Here is a 21,495-nt window from a genome sequence, read left to right as displayed (position 1 = left end):
TCCTTCTACCGCACCATGGGCGCCGAAGTAACGGTGGTCGAGCTGCTGCCTGCGGTGATGCCGGTCGAGGATGCCGAAGTCTCGAAATTCGCGCAGAAGCAGTTCGAGAAGCAAGGCATGAAGATCATCCTCGAAGCCAAGGTGACCAAGGTCGAGAAGGATCCCAATTCGGTCACGGCGCATGTCGAGATGAAGGACGGCAAGGTTGAGAAGATCACCGCCGATCGGATGATCTCGGCCGTCGGCGTGCAGGGCAACATCGAGGGCCTCGGACTCGAGGCGCTTGGCGTGAAGACGGAGCGTGGCTGCGTCGTCATCGATGGCTACGGCAAGACCAACGTGCCGGGCATCTATGCCATCGGCGATGTCGCCGGCCCGCCGATGCTTGCCCACAAGGCCGAGCATGAAGGCGTGGTGTGCATCGAGAAGATCGCCAATTTTCCCGGCGTGCATGCCACCGACAAGCTCAAGATCCCGGGCTGCACTTACTGCAATCCACAGGTTGCCTCGGTCGGCCTGACGGAAGCGAAAGCCAAGGCCGAGGGCAAGGACATCCGCGTCGGCCGCTTCCAGTTCGCCGCCAACGGCAAGGCCATCGCCCTTGGCGAGGATCAGGGCTTCATCAAGACCATCTTCGACAAGAAGACCGGTCAATTGCTCGGCGCCCACATGGTCGGTGCCGAAGTGACCGAACTGATCCAGGGCTTTGTCGTGGCGATGAACCTGGAGACGACCGAGGAAGAGCTGATGCATACCATCTTCCCGCACCCGACGCTGTCGGAGATGATGAAGGAAAGCGTGCTCGACGCCTATGGCCGCGCGCTCAACGCCTGATAGATTGAAAGCGCTGCTACAGATGGAACCCGGCGGCAAGGTACTTCGTTTGCGGATGCGTTTCCACGCATCACACAAGGAGAAGGCATATGCACCTGAATGGCGTCGGCTGGATAGCAGCCATCATCATCGGCGGCCTGGCAGGCTGGTTCGCCGAAATGTTCATGAAGAGCAACACCGGCATCTTCATGAACATCGTTATGGGCATCGTCGGCGCGGTCGTGCTGAACGCCATTCTGCAGGCTCTCAATTTTGGCCCGTTCGGCGTCGGCTGGATTGCCTATCTCATCACCGGCTTTATCGGTGCCTGCCTGCTGATCTGGGCCGGGCGTCTTGTGCGCCGTTAGCATCACTGAAGAGTTGCCATGCGAAAAAGGCTGTTGCGGCATGCGCCGCGGCGGCCTTTTTCTTTGCGTTGAAAAGTCCTAGATGACGTTATGACAGCGAACGCCTGACTGGCGTCGCGAATGAACCAGGTTTCCCGATGGTCACTGTCCTCGATACGATCGCCAACGCCCCGCGCTTGCGGCATCCGGAAAAGGCGCACAAGCCTGATCAGGATGTGCTGCGCAAGCCCGACTGGATCCGCGTCAAGGCGCCGGTGTCGAAGGGCTATGCCGAAACGCGCGAAATCGTCAAATCGCACAAGCTGGTGACGGTCTGCGAAGAGGCCGGCTGCCCCAACATCGGCGAATGCTGGGAAAAGAAGCACGCCACCTTCATGATCATGGGCGAGATCTGCACGCGCGCCTGCGCCTTCTGCAACGTCGCCACCGGCATTCCGACAGCACTTGACCCCGATGAGCCTGCCCGCGTCGCGCATGCGGTCAAGCAGATGGGCTTGACCCATGTCGTCATCACCTCGGTCGATCGCGACGACCTCGCCGATGGCGGTGCGCAGCATTTCGCCGAAGTCATTCGCGCCATCCGGGCGGCAACGCCGCTGACGACGATCGAAATCCTGACGCCCGACTTCCTGCGCAAGGACGGCGCGCTGGAGGTCGTCGTGGCCGCCAAGCCCGACGTCTTCAACCACAATCTCGAAACCGTACCGTCGAACTATCTGACGGTTCGTCCGGGCGCCCGCTATTTCCATTCGATCCGGCTGTTGCAGCGGGTCAAGGAGCTTGATCCGTCGATCTTCACCAAGTCCGGCATCATGGTGGGGCTGGGCGAGGAACGGAATGAAATCCTGCAGCTGATGGACGATCTGCGGTCCGCCAATGTCGACTTCATGACCATCGGCCAGTACCTGCAGCCGTCGAAGAAGCACCATCCGGTGATCCGCTTCGTCACTCCGGAGGAGTTTAAATCTTTCGAGACGATCGGCCGGACCAAGGGTTTCCTGCTGGTGGCGTCCAGCCCGCTGACGCGTTCGTCGCATCACGCCGGCGACGATTTCGCCAAGCTGCGTGCGGCACGGGAAGCGATTCTCAAGAAAACAGCTTAACCCGCTGGTTTCATGCCAAAATTCGAAGCCACCCGACGCGTATCCCATACACCCGAGCAGATGTTCGCGCTGGTCGCCGATGTTGAATCCTATCCGCAATTCCTGCCGCTTTGCGAAGCGCTGACGGTTCGCTCGCGCAAGGAGCGTGACGGGCGCACGGTTCTGCTTGCCGACATGAGCATCGGCTACAAGGCGATCCGCGAAACCTTCACGACGCAGGTGCTGCTGAAGCCCGCCGAGAACACCATCGAGGTGAAGTACATCGACGGGCCGTTCAAATATTTGAGCAACGTCTGGCGTTTCGAAGCGGACGGCGCCGGGTGCACCGTCCGCTTCTTCATCGACTACGAGTTCAAGAGCCGTATTCTGGGCGCGGTCATGGGGACCATGTTCGATCGCGCCTTCCGCATGTTCGCCGAAGCCTTTGAGAAGCGCGCCGACGTCATCTACGGTGCAGCACCCCGGGTCCAGGGTTAGCCGAGTGCTTGCAGGCCCAACTCCAGCGCTTGCCGGACCGTTTCGCGACGAATGAAATCGCGGCCTTTGTCTGCAAAGAGCTGGTGCTCGGCGACAATCGGTCGGCCGTCCAGCGCAACCCCGAACCAGACCAGGCCGACCGGTTTTTCCGCCGAACCGCCGCCAGGCCCAGCGATCCCGGTGACCGCCAGGGTCAGCCCGGCGCGCGAACGGGCAAGCGCGCCTGCCGCCATTTCAATCGCAGTCTCGCGCGAAACCGCGCCATGCGCCCCTAGCGTGGCGGCGGAAACGCCGAGCATGTCCATCTTGGCTTCGTTGGAATAGGTGATGAAGCCACGATCGATCACGGCGGACGAGCCGGCGATGTCGGTCAACGCGGCGATGATCATGCCGCCGGTGCAGCTTTCCGCCGTTGCCAGCATGATGCCGCGTCTCTGGCAGGCTTGCAGCAGGGCATTTGCCAGCTCGTTGTGGGTCATTCCGGCACCTCGCCGGGAAACACCACGCTGGCGGTGGCGATCGCCGCAATGCCTTCCTCGCGCCCGACAAAGCCGAGCTTCTCATTGGTTGTGGCCTTGATCGAGATGCGATCCGGCGTAATTGCCAGCATCTGCGAAAGGGCTGCGGTCATGGCCTCGCGATGCGGGCCGACGCGCGGCGCTTCGCAGATCAGCGTGATGTCGGCATTGGCGATGCGGCCGCCGCGCGCGCGCACCAGCCTTGCCGCATGCTCGACGAATATGCGCGACGCAGCGCCTTTCCACTGCGGGTCGGACGGCGGGAAATGCGTGCCGATGTCGCCGGCGCCGCAAGTCGCCAGCAGCGCATCGGTCAAGGCGTGCAGACCGACATCGGCGTCGGAATGGCCGGACAGCTTCTTGTCGTGCGTTATGGCGACGCCACACAAAGTGACATGGTCTCCCGGTTCGAAGGCGTGGACGTCGTAGCCATTGCCGGTACGGATGTCGGGAAAGCGCACGCGTTCGCCGGAAAGCCGCTGGTCCGCCATCGCAATATCCCGTGCCCAGGTGAGTTTGACATTGTCCGGCGAGCCGGGAACGATCTTGACGGGAATATGCGCCCATTCGGCGATCGCGGCATCGTCGGTAAAATCCATTTTTCCCAGATGATGGGCTTTCTCGTGCGCGGCAAGAATGGGCCAGAACGGAAAGCCTTGTGGCGTTTGCGCCGCGTGAAGCCCGCTGCGCGATACGGTTTCGCCAACCACGCCGGAGGCCGATTCGCGCTTCAGCGTGTCGGCGACGGGCAAAGCGGGCAACGCGCCCTCGCGCTCGCCGATGGCGGCGATGGTGCGATCTATCAGGTCCGCATCGACAAACGGACGCACGGCGTCATGGATCAGGACCTGCGCCGGCGCGTGGCCTCTAAGGGCAAGCAGGCCGAGCCGAACGGATTCCTGCCTCGTCGCCCCGCCCATGATGGCGACGACGCGCTCGGCATTGGCGCCCGCCGCCTGCCGGAACAGCTCATGGTCATCGGCATGAATGGCGACGACGATCTCGCTCGTCCGCGGGTGGGCCAGAAAAATGTCCAGCGTGTGTGCAATGACGGCAAAGCCGCCAATGTGTTGATATTGCTTCGGTCCGTTGGCCTGTCCGGCGCGCGCACCACGGCCGGCCGCAACGATCACCACCGCGACCTTGCCGTCCGCACCCGAAACGTGATTTTCACTTGCGTCAGTCATGCCTGTTTGGTCCTAGCGCACGATCCCGAAAAGTGTAATCGGTTTTCGGAAAGATCGTGCGCTAAGTATGAAATTCCAAAGCGTCTTTTGCGCGTCCTCAGCGACGCGCGGCGCTTTGGTCGCGGCCAAAGCCGAAGGCCGGCATTTTCCCAATTGCGCCTTAATGTGGCGTCATTCCGCGTTGCACATTGCGCCGGTTGTGGCTAGAGAATGTGCAACGAATGAAGGTGCTTGGTTTTTGTGCATGGTTAACTTGACCAAATTGGCCGCGCCGCTCGATGTCGGTGGCGTGAGAATCCGCAATCGCGTGCTCCTCGCACCGATGTCGGGGATTACGGACGAGCCATTCCGGCAGCGTGCCCACGCGCATGGAGCGGGCCTGGTCGTGTCCGAAATGGTTGCCAGCGGCGAGCTTGCCAAGGGCAGGGCCGGTTTCAACCTGCGCATACGCCACTCCGGCCTGCCCGTCCATATGGTTCAGCTGGCAGGCCGTGAGGCGATGCACATGGCCGAAGGTGCCAGAATCGCCGCCGGTGAGGGGGCCGACATTATCGACATCAACATGGGATGCCCGGCCAAGAAGGTCACCGGCGGTTATGCGGGTTCGGCATTGATGCTGGACCTCGACCACGCACTGTCGCTGATCGACGCCGTTGTCGGCGCGGTCGAGGTGCCAGTGACGGTCAAGATGCGGCTTGGCTGGGACGAAGGCGCGCTCAATGCGCCGATGCTCGCGCGCCGCGCCGAACAGGCCGGCGTCAGCATGGTGACCGTGCACGGCCGCACGCGTTGCCAGTTCTACCGGGGCAAGGCCGACTGGCGCGCCATCGCCCGCGTCAAGGAAGCCGTGTCCATCCCGGTTGTCGCCAATGGTGACGTCTCTTCGCCGGCGGAAGCGGCCGACATTCTCGATCAATCGGGTGCCGACGCCGTGATGATCGGCCGTGCCCATTATGGCGCGCCTTGGATCGCAGGCGGCATTGCGGCCGCAGCGACCGGCGAGGCGACGCCAAACATGCCACGGGACTCGACGGCGGTCGCCGACTACATCGTGGCCCATTATGAGGACATGCTGGCGCTCTACGGCGCCGAAAGCGGCCTGCGCCAGGCGCGCAAGCATCTTGGCTGGTATCTTGATCGGCATGCTGGCGGCGTCGCCGACGACAGCCGAAAGGCCATACTGACCGCATTCCAGCCCGCACGCGTCATTGCCTTGCTGCGCGATGTGTTTTCGCGCGATCCGCAACCCTTGAACCTGCGGAGCGCCGCATGAACGCCGCCGCCGGCCAGGGCGCTGAAATGGCGGATGCCGCCCAGATCGTGCTCAACACCATCCGTCGCCCGGTGATCATGATCAGCGAGGAGGGGTTCATCACCTTCGCCAACGCCGACGCGGAAGACTTCTTTCGCTCGAGTGCAAACATGCTCGCCCGCAACACGCTGTCAAAACTCATTCCCTTCGGCAGCCCGCTGCTGACGCTGGTCGATCAGGTGCGCGAGCGTCGGGCTCCGGTCAACGAGTATCGGGTCGACGTGTCGTCGCCGCGTCTCGGCATCGAGAAGGTCGTCGATCTCTACGTCGCGCCGGTGCCGGAATATCCGGGCTCCGTCGTGGTGATGTTCCAGGAACGGTCGATGGCCGACAAGATCGACCGGCAGATGACGCATCGGGGTGCCGCACGTTCGGTGACCGGTCTGGCGGCGATGCTTGCCCATGAGATCAAGAACCCGCTCTCAGGCATCCGGGGCGCGGCCCAGCTTCTCGAACTGTCGGCTTCCGACGAAGACCGCGCGCTGACGCGGCTGATCACCGACGAGACCGACCGCATCGTGTCGCTGGTCGATCGCATGGAGGTGTTTTCCGACGAGCGGCCGATCGACCGCTATCCCGTCAACATCCATGTCGTGCTCGACCATGTGAAGGCGATTGCCAAGAACGGTTTTGCCAAGAAAATCAAGATAATGGAGGATTATGATCCTTCATTGCCTCCGGTGTTTGCCAACCGCGATCAACTCATCCAGGTGTTCCTCAACCTGGTCAAGAACGCTGCCGAGGCGATCGGCAGCGACCCGCAGGGCGAGATCGTGCTGTCGACCGCCTTCCGGCCGGGCATCCGTGTTTCCGTTCCGGGCACGCAGGACCGCGTGTCGCTGCCGCTGGAATTCTGCGTGCGCGACAATGGCTCCGGCGTCTCCGAAGACATCCTGCCGATCCTGTTCGACCCGTTCATCACCACCAAGCCGAACGGCTCCGGGTTGGGTCTTGCGCTGGTCGCCAAGATCGTCGGCGAGCATGGCGGCATCATCGAATGCGAATCGACGCCGCGCGGCACCACATTCCGCATCCTGATGCCGGCCTGGAAAGAAGCGCCAAACGGCGCCGATGATGACGGCGAAGGAGACCTCAAATGACCGTTCGCGGCAATATTCTCGTCGCCGACGACGACGCGGCGATCCGCACCGTCCTCAACCAGGCGCTTTCACGCGCCGGTCATGAGGTGCGCGTCACCTCCAACGCTTCGACGCTTTGGCGCTGGGTGGCGGCGGGCGAGGGCGATCTGGTCATCACCGATGTGGTGATGCCGGACGAAAACGCCTTCGACATGCTGCCGCGCATCAAGAAGGCGAGGCCGGAGCTGCCGGTTATCGTCATGAGCGCCCAGAACACATTCATGACGGCGATCCGCGCCTCCGAAACTGGCGCTTACGAATATCTGCCCAAGCCCTTCGACCTGACCGAACTGCTCAACATCGTCAACCGGGCGCTTTCCGAGCCGCGTCGGCCGAAGATCGATGCGCGGCCGGAAGAACAGCCGGACGCGATGCCGCTGGTCGGCCGCTCGGCGGCCATGCAGGATATCTACCGCATGCTGGCGCGCATGATGCAGACCGACCTGACGGTGATGATCTCGGGCGAATCCGGCACCGGCAAGGAGCTGGTGGCGCGCGCGCTGCATGAATATGGCCGCCGCCGCGGCGGCCCCTTCGTCGCCATCAATATGGCGGCGATCCCGCGTGACCTGATCGAATCGGAACTGTTCGGTCACGAGAAGGGTGCCTTCACCGGCGCGCAGAACCGCTCGACCGGCCGCTTCGAGCAGGCCGAAGGCGGCACGCTGTTCCTCGATGAAATCGGCGACATGCCGATGGAGGCGCAGACGCGCCTGCTGCGCGTGCTGCAGCAGGGCGAGTACACCACGGTCGGCGGACGCACGCCGATCAAGACCGACGTGCGCATCGTCGCTGCCACCAACAAGGATCTGCGCACGCTGATCAACCAGGGGCTCTTCCGCGAGGATCTTTTCTATCGCCTCAACGTCGTGCCGCTCCGGCTGCCCGCGCTGCGTGAGCGCTCCGAGGATGTGCCGGACCTCGTCCGCCACTTCTTCAAGCTCGGCGAAATGGAAGGCCTGCAGACCAAGCGCATTTCTTCCGGCGGCATCGAGTTGATGAAGCGCTATCCGTGGCCGGGCAATGTGCGCGAACTGGAAAACCTGGTTCGCAGGCTCGCCGCGCTCTATTCGCAGGACGAGATTTCCGCCGAGATCATCGAGGCGGAGCTCAAGACCGGCGAACGTCCGGTGGTGCCGGGTGGCGGCAATCTGATCCCCGACGATTTGTCGATCGGGCAGGCGGTCGAGCACTTCCTGCAGCGCTATTTCGCTTCCTTTGCCGGAGAATTGCCGCCGGCGGGGCTTTATCAGCGCATCCTGTCCGAGGTCGAGTTTCCGCTCGTCCTGGCCTCGATGACGGCAACGCGCGGCAACCAGATCAAGGCTGCGGAACTGCTGGGCTTGAACCGCAACACGCTGCGCAAGAAGATCCGCGAGCTCGGCGTCAACGTCTACAAATCATCGCGGCAGGGCTGAGCCTTGATCTGAGCCCGCGCTCTTTTCAGGGGATCGGCTCGCGAAAGATTTCCGTCTCGGTCACACTTGTTGCATAATCGCCACAATGCGTTGCATACATCCGACGCAATCATGGCTCTAGACGGCGACATGGCTCCGCAGGCACCGACAACAAACCAACCGCTCTTCAGCGAACCCGGCGCTCGTGATGGGCGCCGGCTGCTTGCGCTGCCGGGTGTGATCGCGGTCGTCGGCGCGCTGATGACGGCGGCGATCTCGTTCACCATCCTCGTTGGCGCCACGCCGATCACACCGAACGAGTCGACGACGCTGGCGTTGATTGCCCTCAACGCGGCTTTCGTCCTGTTTCTTATCGCGCTGGTCGGGCGTGAGGTGCACCGCATCCTGATGGCGCGCCGGCATGGTAAGGCCGCTTCGCGGCTGCATGTGCGCATTGTCGCCATGTTCGCCCTGGTTGCCGCCATTCCCGCCATCATGGTGGCCATCATTGCCTCGATCACGCTCGACATCGGCCTTGACCGCTGGTTCGAGATCCGCACCAAGACGATCGTCAATTCATCCCTCTCGATCGCCGACGCCTATGTCCAGGAAAATGCCCGCAACCTCCAGGGCACGACATTGTCCATGGCCTATGATCTCGATGCGTCGCGCACGCTCTACGGCCTTGATCGTACCGGCTTTCTTGACTTGATGAACAAGGAAGCCGTGGGCCGTTCGCTGGCCCATGCGGCGCTGATCAAGCCGGACGGCTCTTTCGTCATGAGCGCCAAGACCGATACGGAGTTCGCCATGCCCGAGCCGCCGGAAGGCGCGGTGGCCAGCGCTGCCGACGGCAAGCCGGTGCTGATCGAACCGAAAACGCGCAACATCATGGGCGCCATCGTCAAGCTGCGGGAGATCGAAGGACTCTACCTCTACACCATTCGGCTCGTCGATCCCGAAGTGATCAAGGCAAGGCAGATCGTCAGGTCCAACACCGACGAATATCGGGGGCTGGAAGATAACCGCCGTACCTCGCAGGTGGCCTTCGCGCTGCCCTATCTGTCGCTGACGCTCATCATCATCCTGTCCGCGATCTGGACCGGCATTGCGGTCGCCGACCGTCTGGTGCGGCCTATCCGCCAGCTCATCGGCGCCGCCGACGAGGTGGCGACCGGCAATCTCGACGTCGCGGTTCCCGTCAGGCCTTCGGACGGCGATGTCGCCTCGCTCGGCGATACCTTCAACAAGATGCTTCTCGAACTGAAATCGCAGCGCAATGAGATCCTGTCGGCCAAGGACCTGATCGACGAACGGCGCCGCTTCTCGGAAGCCGTGCTTGCCGGCGTTACCGCCGGCGTCATCGGCGTCGATCCTTACGGCATCGTCACCATCGTCAACCGCTCGGCCGAGGCGATGCTGGCGATTTCGGCCAGCGCAGCCCTTGGGCAGAATCTTTCCGCCGTGCTGCCGCATGTCGGCCGCGTCTTCGAGATCGGTCGCAAGTCCGGCAAACCCGTCTATCGCGAGCAGGTGACCTTTTACCGCGCCGGTGCCGAGCGGACCTTCAACGTGCAGATCACCATCGAGGCCGGCGACGACGGCTCGGAGGAAAAATCCTATGTCGTGACGGTCGACGACATCACCGACCTGGTTCAGGCGCAGCGCTCGTCGGCCTGGGCGGATGTGGCGCGGCGTATCGCCCACGAGATCAAGAACCCGCTGACGCCGATCCAGCTCTCGGCCGAACGCATCAAGCGCCGTTACGGCAAGGTGATTACCGAGGACCGCGAGGTTTTCGACCAATGCACCGACACCATCATCCGTCAGGTTGAGGATATCGGCCGTATGGTCGACGAATTCTCGGCGTTCGCGCGCATGCCAAAGCCCGAGATGAAGGCGATAGATCTGCGCGAATCGCTGCGTGAGGCCTCGTTCCTGGTCGAGGTCAGCCGCGCCGACATCACTTTCGAGCGGATCTTCGGCACCGAGCCGCTCAAGGGCACTTTCGACAGCCGCCTGATGGCGCAGGCTTTCGGCAATGTGATCAAGAACGCCGCCGAGGCCATCGACGGATTGGAACAGAAGGACGGTTCGCACGGCATAATCCGGATTCAAGCCGGGCGCCAGAATGGTGCGATTCGAATCGACGTCATCGACAATGGCAAAGGCCTGCCGCGCGAGAATCGCCAACGGCTGCTCGAGCCCTACATGACCACACGCGAGAAGGGCACCGGACTTGGCCTCGCTATCGTCAAGAAGATCGTGGAGGACCATGGCGGCAGGCTGGAACTACACGATGCTCCAGCGGACTTCCACGATGGGCGCGGCGCGATGATCAGCATCATCCTGCCGCCTGCGGCCGCAACGGCTCCGCGCGGCGAAAGCAGGGCGGAAAACGAAAGAGAAACTGAAAAGGTCGGTAATGGCGTCTGATATTCTCATCGTCGATGACGAGGAAGACATCCGTGAACTCGTCGCGGGCATACTGAGCGACGAAGGTCACGAAACCCGCACGGCATTCGATGCCGACAGCGCGCTCGCTGCTATAGCTGATCGCGCGCCGCGGCTGATTTTCCTCGATATCTGGCTGCAGGGCTCGCGCTTGGACGGGCTGGCGCTGCTCGACGAGATCAAGACCATGCATCCGACCTTGCCGGTGGTGATGATTTCCGGCCACGGCAACATCGAAACGGCGGTCTCCGCCATCCGGCGCGGCGCCTATGACTTCATCGAAAAGCCGTTCAAGGCCGACAGGCTGATCCTTATTGCCGAGCGTGCGCTGGAGACCTCGAAATTGCGGCGCGAGGTTTCCGACCTCAAGCTGCGCAGCGGCGAAACCTTCGATCTGATCGGCATGTCGTCGGCGATGAGCCAGTTGCGCCAGACCATCGAACGCGTCGCGCCGACCAACAGCCGCGTGATGATCATCGGACCGTCTGGCTCGGGCAAGGAACTGGCCGCGCGCGCCATCCACACGCTGTCGGCGCGCAAGAGCGCACCTTTCGTGACGCTGAGCGCCGCCAACATCACGCCCGAGCGCATGGAAATCGAGCTGTTCGGTACCGAATCGAATGGCGTCGAGCGCAAGGTCGGCGCGCTGGAGGAGGCCCATCGCGGTATCCTCTACATCGACGAGGTGGCCGACATGCCGCGCGAGACGCAGAACAAGATCCTGCGCGTGCTGGTCGAGCAGCAGTTCGAGCGGGTAGGGGGAACCAAGCGGGTCAAGGTCGATGTCCGCATCATCTCCTCGACCTCGCAGAACCTCGAGGCGATGATTGCCGACGGGCGTTTCCGCGAGGATCTTTACCATCGCCTCGCGGTGGTTCCGGTCATCGTGCCGGGATTGGCCGAGCGGCGCGAGGATATTCCCTACCTCGTCGACAATTTCATGAAGCAGATCGCCCGCCAGGCCGGCATCAAGCCGCGCCGCATCGGCGACGACGCGCTGGCCGTGCTGCAGGCGCACAACTGGCCGGGCAACGTTCGCCAGCTGCGCAACAATGTCGAGCGCCTGATGATCCTTGCGCGCGGCGACGACGTCGATGCGCCGATCACCGCCGATCTGTTGCCGGCCGAGATCGGCGATGTCATGCCGCGCACGCCGAATCAATCCGACCAGCACATCATGGCGCTGCCGTTGCGCGAAGCGCGTGAGCAGTTCGAGAAGGACTACCTGATCGCCCAGATCAACCGTTTCGGCGGCAACATCTCGAAAACCGCCGAGTTCATCGGCATGGAGCGCTCCGCACTGCACCGCAAGCTCAAGTCGCTGGGCGTCTAGAGCAATTCCAGGAAAAGTGTGAAACGGTTTTCCGGGAAAAGCGCGTAGCGCTTTCCCTCTTGGCGATCTACGTCCTCTTAGCCTGAAACTAAGTGAAGGCCCGCTGGCTCCGGCCGGCGGGCCTTTTCTATTTCGGCTTCCGCCTTGTCCTGAAATACGTGAGGACCTTGGCCACAACGATCACAGCGATGGCTGCTATTAAAATGGCCCAAGGGGGATCGAACAAATACGAATCTCTGCATGCTTCGCCCGGTGGACAATACGACAAGGCGTGGGCGGAATTGACCGCAGCGAACACGGCAAATGCGGAATGAGCGAGCAGCCTCATGTGCATTCCATAACATCCCTGCCGCGTTGTGTCGGCAACCAACTCTCTACCGCTCGCTGACCTAGAGCCGTCGAAACCATCGAGGCAGCCGAATGCAACAACTACTTCGCAAACGCTTCCATCAAAACATGAACCGCTCTAGACAGGCGCGACGTCCGTTCCGCGCTGGGCCAAGCATTTGCCGGTTACGGCAACGGCGGAATCGCATAAGAAAGCCCAAGAATTCTTCAGGGGTTGCCCATGCCGCGCATTGCCTATGTCAACGGGCGCTATGTCACGCACGCCGACGCTGCCGTGCATATCGAGGATCGCGGCTATCAGTTCGCCGACGGTGTCTATGAGGTCTGCGAGGTGGCGCATGGCTTCATCGTCGACATGCCGCGCCATCTGGCGCGGCTGAACCGCTCGCTGACCGAATTGTCGATCGCCTGGCCAGTCACCTCTCACGTGCTGCCGCTTATCCTGCGCGAGGTGGTCAACCGCAACCATGTCGCCAACGGACTGGTCTATGTCCAGGTGACGCGCGGCGTCGCCAGCCGCGACTTTGTCTTCCCTTCCGCAGACACCAAGCCGGCCCTGGTGGTGACCGCCAGGAAGGCCGACCCCGCAGCCGGAGCAAAGCGAGCCGAGACCGGCATCGCGGTCATCACCGTGCCGGAGAACCGCTGGGACCGCGTCGACATCAAGACCGTCGGGCTGCTGCCCAATGTATTGGCCAAGCAGAAGGCAAAGGAGGCCGGTGCGCAGGAAGCCTGGTTCGTCGACGCCGAAGGCAACGTAAAAGAAGGCGGCTCGTCCAATGCCTGGATCGTCACTCGGGACGGCGTCCTGGTCACCAGGCCGGCGGAGCACGGCATCTTGCGCGGCATCACCCGCACGACCATGTTCGAAGTGGCGGCCAAGCTCGGCCTGAAGATCGAGGAGCGCGGCTTTTCCGTCGCCGAGGCCAAGGCGGCACGCGAGGCGTTCATCAGCTCCGCAACGACACTCGCCATGCCGGTGGTGGCCATCGACGGCGATACGGTCGCCAATGGGCACCCCGGCTCAATAACACTTTCCTTGCGGCAGGCCTTTTTTGACATTGCGGAAAAAAGTCCAGCCTGATAACCGCACAGGTGGAATGAACATCAATATATCTCGTTCTGCTTGTCGTTACTGACGACAAGACGGTGTTTGCGAGCTTGACATGCGCCCGTTAATTTGGCGCATTGGCTTGCAAACCGAAGGGGATCGGCGAAAGACAAGAACAATGGCGGAACGATCGCAAAACCTTCAGGACCTGTTCCTGAATTCAGTTCGCAAGAGCAAGAACCCGCTCACCATCTTCCTTATCAACGGCGTCAAGCTGACCGGTGTGGTCACTTCGTTCGACAATTTCTGTGTCCTGCTGCGCCGTGACGGTCACTCCCAGCTCGTCTACAAGCACGCCATTTCCACGATCATGCCGAGCCAGCCGGTTCAGATGTTCGATGGCGAGGAAAGCCAGGGCGCCTGATTGGCACGTGAGAAAGACGCGGACGCCACCGTTCGCGGGAAACCAACGCATCATCCCGGGACGGAAGCCAAGGGCCCGACCCGGGCTGTCGTCATTGTGCCCGTCCTTACCCGCCACCAGCGCAATGACGACGAGACCAACCGTCCTCGGCTGATGCGTTCGGCTGATGCTCGTCACGACGAGGCCGTCGGCCTTGCCCGCGCCATCAACCTGGATCTGATCCACACTGCGGTGGTGACCGTCAACGATCCGCGCCCGGCGACGCTGCTCGGCAGCGGCAAGGTTGCGGAGTTCGCGGAAATCGTCAAAGAGGGACATGCGGAAGTGGTCGTCGTCGACCATCCGCTGACCCCGGTGCAGCAGCGCAATCTCGAAAAAGAGCTGAACGCCAAGGTGCTGGACCGCACCGGGCTGATTCTTGAGATCTTCGGCGAGCGCGCACGCACCAAGGAAGGCACGCTGCAGGTCGAACTCGCCCATCTCAACTACCAGAAAGGCCGCCTCGTGCGCAGCTGGACCCATCTGGAGCGCCAGCGCGGCGGCGCCGGCTTCCTCGGGGGCCCCGGCGAAACGCAGATCGAATCCGACCGGCGGCAGCTGCAGGAAAAGATCATCAAGCTGAAGCAGGAGCTGGAAACGGTGCGGCGCACGCGCGACCTGCACCGCGCCAAGCGCAGGAAGGTGCCGTTCCCGGTGGTGGCGATCGTCGGCTACACCAATGCCGGCAAGTCGACGCTGTTCAACCGGCTGACCGGGGCGGATGTGCTGGCGCAGGACATGCTGTTCGCCACGCTCGACCCGACGCTGCGCCGCGTGCGCCTCCCACATGGCACGCCGATCATCCTCTCCGACACGGTCGGCTTCATTTCGGACCTGCCGACGCATCTGATCGCGGCTTTCCGCGCCACCCTGGAAGAGGTGGTCGAGGCCGACCTTGTGCTTCATCTGCGCGACATTTCCGATCCGGACACGGCCGCTCAGGCCGAAGATGTCGAGCGCATCCTGGCCGACCTCGGTGTCGACGCCGGCGACGCCAAGCGCGTGATAGAAGTGTGGAACAAGATCGACCGGCTCGACGAAGGCAACCGGACCCGGCTGCTTGCAGACGGCGCCGACGCCAACAAGGCGCCGCCGATTGCGGTGTCGGCGGTGACCGGCGAGGGCATCGACGCGCTGAAGGCGGTCATCGAAACGCGGATGGCGGGCGAACTCGAAGACCTCACCGTGACGATCGAGCCGGCACAGTTCGGCCTTGTCGACTGGCTTTACCGCAATGGCGATGTCGTTTCGCGAAGCGACAATGATGACGGCAGCGCCACCATCTCGCTCAAGGCCACGCAAAGCGCCCGCGAAGAGATCGAAAGCAGATTGCGTCGTAAAAACAACGGGTAATCCGGAGCAATTCCAGGAAAAAGTGTATAGCGGTTTTCCGTCCGGAATTGCCCGAAAGAGAGATTACTTCGCGGTCTTTGCTTCCTGCCAGAGCGCTTCCATCCAGGCCAGATCAGCCTTTTCCAGCGTGCTGCCGGATTTTTCCAGAGCCTGTTCGACATAGTGGAAGCGCGAGCGGAATTTTTCGTTGGTGCCGCTTAGCGCTGCTTCGGAATCGAGCTTGAGGTGACGGCCGAGGTTGACGACGGCAAACAGCATGTCGCCGAACTCGTCCTTGATCGAGGCGGTGTCGCCCTTGGCCAGGGCCTCGCGCAATTCGCCAATCTCTTCCTCGATCTTGTCGAGGATGGGCGCCGCCTCGCTCCAGTCGAAACCGACGCGGGCGGCCTTCTCCTGAAGTTTCAGCGCCCGGGTCAGTGCGGGCAGGGCGACCGGCACGCTGTCCAGAAACCCCTTGCCGTTGTCTTCGGGATCGAGACCACGCGCGAGGCGGGCGCTTCGTTTCTCCGCCTTCTCTTCGGCCTTGATCTTTTCCCACATGCCCTTGGCCATGCCGGCGTTGCGGGCTTTCTCGTCGCCGAAGACATGCGGATGGCGGCGGATCATCTTCGTCGTGATGGCTTGCACCACGTCAGGGAACGAGAATTCACCGGCCTCCTCGGCCATCTGGGCATGATAGACGACCTGCAGCAGCAGGTCGCCGAGTTCGTCGCGCAGATCGTCGAGATCGCCGCGCGCGATGGCGTCCGCCACCTCATAGGCTTCCTCAATCGTGTAGGGCGCGATGGTCGAGAAATCCTGTTCGATGTCCCAGGGACAGCCGGTCTTCGGCGCCCGCAGCGCCGCCATGATCTCGATCAGGCGCGAAATGTCTTTCGATGGCGTCATCTAGAGCTATTCCAGGAAAAGTGTGAAACGGTTTTCTGTCCGGAATTGCGTCAAAACAGTCTATCGGATGCTATCCCGCGACCGGCCGCGCGGCTAACGCTGTCAGCCGGCGCGGAAGCCTTGTCCACAGACAAGCCGCGTCAATCAAGAACCGAAACGATCGCCTTGGCGAGCTCGTCCATGCCGTCTTCGGGCAGGCCGGCGACGTTGATGCGGCTGTCGCCGACCATATAGATGCCGTGCTCGGCACGCAGCCGTTCGACCTGCGCTTCCGTGAGGCCAAGGCGGGAGAACATGCCGCGATGGCTGGCGACGAAGTCGAAGCGATCGGAATTGGACTGCCGGCGCAGGGCTTCGGCGAACTGCACGCGTAGCCTGAGCATGCGTAGCCGCATCTCTTCAAGCTCCGCCTCCCAATCCGCGCGCAAGGTGGCGTCTTCGAGCACGATGCGCACGGCCGCCGCACCGTGGTCCGGCGGCATCGAATACATGGCGCGCGCCGCCGACAGCATCTGGCTCATCGCCACATCCGCCTGTGCGCCGTCCCTGGCCAGGATCATCGCCGCGCCGACGCGGTCGCGGTAGACAGCAAAATTCTTCGAGCAGCTCGAGGCGACGACCATTTCCGGAATTTTTGCCGCCAGCAGGCGCAAGCCGAGGGCATCGGCCTCGAGGCCATCGCCAAAGCCCTGATAGGCGATGTCGACAAACGGCAGCAGCTCGCGCTCGACGACCAGATCGGTAACGGCTGCCCACTGTGCCGCATCCAGATTGGCGCCGGTCGGGTTGTGGCAGCAGCCATGCAGCAGTACGACGTCGCCGCTCTTTGCGGTCCGCAGCGCCGCCAGCATGTCGTCGAAACGAACGGCGCCCGACGCGGCGTCGAAATAGGGATATTCACGGATCTGCAGGCCGGCGGCGCGCATCACCGGCATGTGGTTCGGCCAGGTCGGGTCCGACAGCCAGATGGTTGCATCCGAGCGTGTCCGCTTCAGCAGTTCCGCCACCAGCCGCAGCGCGCCGGAGCCGCCGGGCGCTTGTGCGGCGCGGATGCGCGTCATGTCGGCGCCTGGACCGAAGGCGAGCTTGGCCATCACCGTGTTGAAGCCGGTATCGCCGGCAAGGCCGAGATAGGTCTTGGTGTCCTGGGCCTGCAGCAGGCGCTGTTCCGCTTCGCGCACGGCGCGCATGACCGGCGTCTTGCCGTCGCGATCCTTGTAGACGCCGACACCGAGATCGACCTTGTCTGGACGCGGATCGGCTCGATAAAGGCCGATCAGGGCCAGGATCTTGTCGGCGGGGGCGGGCTGCAGGGCTTCAAACATCGCTAGGGCTCCAATGGCGGCGGAGTGATACGCAAATCGGTCGCGTTTCGCCAGCGGTTTTAGCTAGGTGCTCCAGCCTGAGACGGGGGTGCCGGGAAGCCTGCCCTGCCTGCTCCTTTCAGCTTTGCCTCGGCCAGCGGTCAGCCCCCGCCGTGTTTCCCAGTCTGCCGCAACAGATAGACGACCGCGCCCAGCACCATCAAGGCCAGCCCGAACCATGTCAGGGCATAGGCCAGATGGTTGTTGTGGAACGAAACGACGGTCAGGCCGCCGACCGGCCACCCTCCCGGATTGGGCGTGGCATCGGCATCGATGAAATAAGGAGCGACCTGCCCGAGGCCTTGCGTCGAGGCGATTGCCTGCACATCGCGCGAATACCAGCGGTTGGCGGCCGGATCGTTGTTACGCAGGAAGCCGCCCTTCGGTTCGGTCAGGCGCAGCAGGCCGCGAATTCCGGTGTGATCGCCCGAGGGCTTGCCTTCGAGGCGGGTTGCCGGATCGCGCTTGTCCGTCGGCACGAAGCCCCTGTTCACCAGAATCGTGAAGCCATCATCCGCTCGGAACGGCGCCATTACCCAGAAGCCACCGCCGAGATCGGTGACCGCCTGGACCAGGATCTCGCGATCACCGAGAAACCGGCCTGGAACGACGAGGCGGCGATACTCGTCATCCCTGGCGTTGATCTCTGGCCAGGCCGAAGGCGCCGGGGCGGCCACAGGTACCGCCTTGAGACGCTGGTCGACACGCTCGATCAGGTCGAGTTTCCAGACGCGGCGCTCCAGCTGCCAGATACCGAGCGCCGAGAACCCTGCGACGCCGATGGCACCGCAAAGGCAAAGCACCAACAGCGTCCATGGTGAACGCGTAACCCTTTGGCCGTCGCCTGTATTCGAATGCGGTGTCGTCCGCGCCTGTTCGTCCAAAGCCAGGTCCCTCTCTCAGGGTATCTGACTCATGTCATGGCCGGGCATCATGTTGACGTTCAGATGGTACATGACCCAGAGCGAGCCCGTCAGCGCGATCACCACCAGGATGAGGGTGAAGATCAGGGCCATCATGGTCCAGCCGCTCTCCGACCCGGTGTTCATATGCAGAAAGAACACCATATGGACGATGATTTGCACGACGGCGAAGGCCATGATGGCAATCGCCGAAGCCATCTGATTGCCGAGTGCGTTGGTCATGACCAGCCAGAAGGGAATGGCGGTCAGCACGACGGACAGGCCGAAGCCTGTCAGATAGCCGCGCAGCGAGCCGTGGTCGACGCCGTGACGCGCGTGGCTCTGGTCGCTGGTGTCTGTGTGGTGGCCGGCGCTCATCGCAACATTCCCATCAGATAAACGAAGGTAAAGACGCCGATCCAGATGACGTCAAGGAAGTGCCAGAACATGCTCAGGCACATCAGACGCCGCTGGTTCGCGGCGATCAGCCCGTGCCTGGAGACCTGCACCATCAGCACCACGAGCCAGACCAGGCCGAAGGTGACGTGCAGGCCGTGCGTTCCGACCAGCGTGAAGAACGACGACAGGAAGCCGCTGCGCTGCGGCGTCGCCCCCTCGTGGATGAAATGGGCGAATTCGTAGAGTTCGATGCTGAGAAAGGCGAGGCCGAACAGGCCAGTGATCACCAGCCACACCTGCATGGGCTTCACCCGTCCCTTCGCCATCTCCAGCATCGCGAAGCCGTAAGTGATGGAGGACAGGAGCAGCATGGTGGTGTTCAGCGCGACCAGCGGAAGATCGAACAGGTCCTTCGGCGCGGGTCCGGCCGCGTAATTGCCACCGAGCACGCCGTAGACCGCGAACAGCATCGCGAAGATGAGGCAGTCGCTCATCAGGTAGATCCAGAAGCCGAGCATGGTGCTGCTGCCGCTCTCGGCATGGCCGTGGTCGTCTTCCAGGTGGAAGACCGTGTCGTCGATCACCGTATCGGCGTGTGCCATGGTGCTTATCCCGCCTGGCTGGTGGCTGCGAGCAGGCGTGTCCGCTCGTCCTCGACGCGGGTGACGTCACTGGACGGAATGTGGAACTCCCGGTCGTAGTTGAAGGTATGCGCGATGGCGTAGCCGATCAGGGCGACGAAGCTGACGATCGCCAGCCACCAAATGTACCAGATGAGCGCCATGGCAAGCACCACGCTCAACCCGGCCAGGACGACGCCGGCTCCGGTGTTGCGCGGCATGTGGATGTCGCGGAAGCCCGTCAACGGACGCTGGTAGCCGCGATTCTTCATGTCCGCCCAGGCGTCGAGATCGTGGACGACCGGCGTGAAGGCGAAATTGTAGGCCGGGGGCGGCGACGAGGTTGCCCATTCGAGGGTGCGCCCGTCCCAGGGATCACCGGTATCGTCGCGAAGCTGCTCGCGCCGCCGCACGCTGACGAAGATCTGGATGAGGAAGGATAGGATCCCAAGCAGGATCAGGAAGGCGCCGAAGGCGGCGATAATGAACCAGATCTGCAGCGAGGGATCCTCAAAGGTGCGCAGCCGGCGCGTTACGCCCATCAAGCCGAGGATGTAGAGCGGCATGAAGGCGAACCAGAAGCCGACCACCCAGAACCAGAACGACATCTTTCCCCAGAACGGATCGAGCCGGAAGCCGAATGCCTTGGGGAACCAGTAGCTGATGCCGGCAAACAGGCCGAACAGCACGCCGCCGATGATGACGTTGTGGAAATGCGCGACCAAGAACAGGCTGTTGTGGAGCACGAAGTCGGCCGGCGGAACCGCGAGCAGCACGCCGGTCATGCCGCCGACGACGAAGGTCAGCATGAAGGCGACCGTCCACATCATCGGCAGTTCGAAGCGGATGCGGCCGCGGTACATGGTGAACAGCCAGTTGAATATCTTGGCGCCTGTCGGGATCGAAATGATCATCGTTGTGATGCCGAAGAACGAGTTGACGCTCGCTCCCGATCCCATGGTGAAAAAGTGATGCAGCCAGACCAGATAGGACAGGATGGTGATGACGACGGTTGCGTAGACCATCGACGTGTAGCCGAAGAGCCGCTTGCCGCAGAAGGCCGAGGTCACTTCAGAAAATATGCCGAAGGCCGGCAGGATCAGGATGTAGACCTCGGGGTGGCCCCAGATCCAGATCAGGTTCACGTACATCATCGGATTGCCGCCGAAGTCGTTCGTGAAGAAGTTGGTGCCGACATAGCGGTCCAGAGCCAGCAGGGCCAGCACCGCCGTCAGCACCGGGAAGGCGGCGACGATGAGCACATTGGTGCAAAGCGCGGTCCAGGTGAAGATCGGCATTCTCATCATGGTCATGCCAGGCGCGCGCATCTTGACGATGGTGCAGACCAGGTTCACGCCCGACAGCAGCGTGCCGACGCCCGCCACTTGCAGTGCCCAGATATAATAATCGACACCGACGTCGGGACTGTAGCCGATCCCCGACAACGGCGGATAGGCAAGCCAGCCGGTGCGGGCGAATTCGCCGACGAACAGCGACATCATGACGATGACCGCGCCGCCGACCGTCATCCAGAAGCTGAAATTGTTGAGGAACGGAAACGACACGTCGCGCGCGCCGATCTGCAGCGGGACGACGAAATTCATCAGGCCCGTCACCAGCGGCATCGCCACGAAGAAGATCATGATCACGCCGTGCGCGGTGAAGATCTGGTCGTAGTGATGCGAATTGAGATAGCCTTCCGAACCGCCGAAGGCCATCGCCTGCTGGAGCCGCATCATGATGGCGTCGCTGAAGCCGCGCAGCAGCATGACGATGCCGAGCACCATGTACATCACGCCGATGCGCTTGTGGTCGACGCTGGTGAACCATTCGCGCCACAGATAGCCCCAGAGCTTGAAATAGGTCAGTGCGCCGACGAGTGCCACGCCGCCCAGCGCGACGACCATGAAGGTCGCGACCACGATCGGCTCGTGCAGCGGCAGCGACTCGAGCGTAAGCCGGCCGAAGATCGCCTTGAGAAAAGCAGGATTGTCGAACATGTCTTG

At 62.5% G+C, this 21,495-nt stretch carries 20 protein-coding genes; 12 read left to right on the top strand and 8 right to left on the bottom strand.

Annotation, left to right across the window (positions count from 1 at the left end; all coding sequences use genetic code 11):
- The 4 genes from EOB80_RS35375 to EOB80_RS19480 form a co-directional block, all read left to right on the top strand.
- Positions 1-834: FAD-dependent oxidoreductase (locus EOB80_RS35375; RefSeq protein ID WP_245466390.1), on the top strand; the 834-nt coding region annotated here is incomplete at its 5' end.
- Positions 835-923: 89 nt separating this feature from the next.
- Positions 924-1,181, top strand: a complete 258-nt coding sequence (locus tag EOB80_RS19490) for a GlsB/YeaQ/YmgE family stress response membrane protein (RefSeq protein WP_023812036.1) — start codon at positions 924-926, stop codon at positions 1,179-1,181.
- Between the two features lie 137 nt (positions 1,182-1,318).
- Positions 1,319-2,284, top strand: coding sequence for a lipoyl synthase (gene lipA / locus EOB80_RS19485; RefSeq protein WP_127329039.1), 966 nt, complete (start codon positions 1,319-1,321; stop codon positions 2,282-2,284).
- Positions 2,285-2,296: 12 nt separating this feature from the next.
- On the top strand, positions 2,297-2,761 hold the full coding sequence (locus EOB80_RS19480) for a type II toxin-antitoxin system RatA family toxin (protein ID WP_127329038.1): 465 nt from the start codon (positions 2,297-2,299) through the stop codon (positions 2,759-2,761).
- Here the strand turns inward: EOB80_RS19480 and EOB80_RS19475 are convergent.
- Positions 2,758-3,240, bottom strand: coding sequence for a CinA family protein (locus tag EOB80_RS19475; protein WP_127267304.1), 483 nt, complete (start codon positions 3,238-3,240; stop codon positions 2,758-2,760). The two genes, EOB80_RS19480 and EOB80_RS19475, sit on opposite strands and share 4 nt — an antisense overlap.
- A complete protein-coding gene (locus EOB80_RS19470) occupies positions 3,237-4,466 on the bottom strand; it encodes a bifunctional 2-C-methyl-D-erythritol 4-phosphate cytidylyltransferase/2-C-methyl-D-erythritol 2,4-cyclodiphosphate synthase (RefSeq protein WP_127329037.1) in 1,230 nt (409 codons plus the stop codon). Before EOB80_RS19470 ends, EOB80_RS19475 begins: the two co-directional genes overlap by 4 nt.
- A 244-nt stretch (positions 4,467-4,710) precedes the next feature.
- Here EOB80_RS19470 and dusB point away from each other — a divergent pair, with 244 nt between their 5' ends.
- The 8 genes from dusB (at position 4,711) to hflX (ending at position 15,316) form a co-directional block, all read left to right on the top strand.
- On the top strand, positions 4,711-5,739 hold the full coding sequence (dusB, locus tag EOB80_RS19465) for a tRNA dihydrouridine synthase DusB (RefSeq protein ID WP_127329036.1): 1,029 nt from the start codon (positions 4,711-4,713) through the stop codon (positions 5,737-5,739).
- A complete protein-coding gene (locus EOB80_RS19460; RefSeq protein WP_127329035.1) occupies positions 5,736-6,878 on the top strand; it encodes a nitrogen regulation protein NR(II) in 1,143 nt (380 codons plus the stop codon). Before dusB ends, EOB80_RS19460 begins: the two co-directional genes overlap by 4 nt.
- A complete protein-coding gene (gene ntrC / locus EOB80_RS19455) occupies positions 6,875-8,335 on the top strand; it encodes a nitrogen regulation protein NR(I) (protein WP_127322922.1) in 1,461 nt (486 codons plus the stop codon). The genes EOB80_RS19460 and ntrC overlap by 4 nt, the downstream gene beginning before the upstream one ends.
- Before the next feature lie 129 nt (positions 8,336-8,464).
- On the top strand, positions 8,465-10,750 hold the full coding sequence (locus tag EOB80_RS19450; RefSeq protein ID WP_164762666.1) for a PAS domain-containing sensor histidine kinase: 2,286 nt from the start codon (positions 8,465-8,467) through the stop codon (positions 10,748-10,750).
- Positions 10,740-12,101, top strand: coding sequence for a sigma-54 dependent transcriptional regulator (locus EOB80_RS19445; RefSeq protein WP_023812026.1), 1,362 nt, complete (start codon positions 10,740-10,742; stop codon positions 12,099-12,101). The genes EOB80_RS19450 and EOB80_RS19445 overlap by 11 nt, the downstream gene beginning before the upstream one ends.
- Positions 12,102-12,669: 568 nt before the next feature.
- The gene (locus EOB80_RS19440; protein WP_127267299.1) at positions 12,670-13,533 is read left to right on the top strand and encodes a D-amino-acid transaminase; all 864 of its coding nucleotides are present in this window, start codon (positions 12,670-12,672) and stop codon (positions 13,531-13,533) included.
- Between the two features lie 145 nt (positions 13,534-13,678).
- On the top strand, positions 13,679-13,924 hold the full coding sequence (gene hfq, locus EOB80_RS19435) for an RNA chaperone Hfq (RefSeq protein WP_006202172.1): 246 nt from the start codon (positions 13,679-13,681) through the stop codon (positions 13,922-13,924).
- Positions 13,925-15,316, top strand: a complete 1,392-nt coding sequence (gene hflX, locus EOB80_RS19430) for a GTPase HflX (RefSeq protein WP_127329033.1) — start codon at positions 13,925-13,927, stop codon at positions 15,314-15,316. It abuts the gene before it with no gap.
- Positions 15,317-15,379: 63 nt separating this feature from the next.
- On the opposite strand, the gene mazG is transcribed toward hflX, so the two are convergent.
- The 6 genes from mazG to cyoB form a co-directional block, all read right to left on the bottom strand.
- On the bottom strand, positions 15,380-16,204 hold the full coding sequence (mazG, locus tag EOB80_RS19425; protein WP_127329032.1) for a nucleoside triphosphate pyrophosphohydrolase: 825 nt from the start codon (positions 16,202-16,204) through the stop codon (positions 15,380-15,382).
- Between the two features lie 140 nt (positions 16,205-16,344).
- Positions 16,345-17,529, bottom strand: coding sequence for an amino acid aminotransferase (locus EOB80_RS19420; RefSeq protein WP_127329031.1), 1,185 nt, complete (start codon positions 17,527-17,529; stop codon positions 16,345-16,347).
- Between the two features lie 140 nt (positions 17,530-17,669).
- Complete coding sequence (locus tag EOB80_RS19415; RefSeq protein ID WP_206516824.1) at positions 17,670-18,452, bottom strand: SURF1 family protein; 783 nt, start codon at positions 18,450-18,452, stop codon at positions 17,670-17,672.
- 15 nt (positions 18,453-18,467) lie between these two features.
- Entirely contained in the window at positions 18,468-18,848 is a 381-nt protein-coding gene (cyoD, locus tag EOB80_RS19410; RefSeq protein WP_127329030.1) for a cytochrome o ubiquinol oxidase subunit IV, read from the bottom strand.
- Positions 18,845-19,471 carry a cytochrome o ubiquinol oxidase subunit III gene (cyoC, locus tag EOB80_RS19405; protein ID WP_127270912.1) on the bottom strand — a complete coding sequence of 209 codons (627 nt, stop codon included), beginning with the start codon at positions 19,469-19,471 and terminating at the stop codon, positions 18,845-18,847. Before cyoC ends, cyoD begins: the two co-directional genes overlap by 4 nt.
- Before the next feature lie 5 nt (positions 19,472-19,476).
- Complete coding sequence (gene cyoB, locus EOB80_RS19400; RefSeq protein ID WP_127329029.1) at positions 19,477-21,489, bottom strand: cytochrome o ubiquinol oxidase subunit I; 2,013 nt, start codon at positions 21,487-21,489, stop codon at positions 19,477-19,479.
- Positions 21,490-21,495 lie beyond the last annotated feature (6 nt).

Origin of the sequence: Mesorhizobium sp. M7A.F.Ca.MR.245.00.0.0 (assembly GCF_003997415.1) — a bacterium.
In the GTDB taxonomy this organism is placed as follows: domain Bacteria; phylum Pseudomonadota; class Alphaproteobacteria; order Rhizobiales; family Rhizobiaceae; genus Mesorhizobium.
The sequence above is the reverse complement of the archived record's forward strand: the minus strand, read 5'-3'. Positions and strand labels throughout refer to the sequence as shown.